Source organism: Burkholderia sp. GbtcB21 (genome assembly GCF_019091065.1).
GTDB classification, from domain to species: Bacteria; Pseudomonadota; Gammaproteobacteria; order Burkholderiales; family Burkholderiaceae; genus Burkholderia; species Burkholderia pyrrocinia_C.
On sequence record NZ_JAGXKA010000373.1, the window covers coordinates 1 to 248 of the forward strand.

1 protein-coding gene is annotated in these 248 nt (G+C 72.2%); it reads left to right on the top strand.

Translation table 11 applies throughout. The features are described 5' to 3' along the window. The coding region (locus KVT39_RS37135) for a protein adenylyltransferase SelO family protein (RefSeq protein ID WP_217591506.1) at nucleotides 1-248 on the top strand (248 nt) is incomplete at both ends.

The following is a 248-nucleotide window of genomic DNA, read 5'->3' on the forward strand; positions in this document are numbered from 1 at the left end:
CTTTTCCGACGAAGTCGCGCAACTGCTCGACCTGCCGACGTCGCTCGCCGCGCAGCCCGGCTTTGCCGTACTGTTCGCCGGCAACCCGACGCGCGACTGGCCCGCAACCGCGGTGCCGTACGCATCGGTATATTCCGGCCACCAGTTCGGCGTGTGGGCCGGCCAGCTCGGCGACGGCCGCGCGCTGGCGGTCGGCGGGCGCACCGGCACCGATGGCCGCCGCTACGAGCTGCAACTGGAAGGCAGCG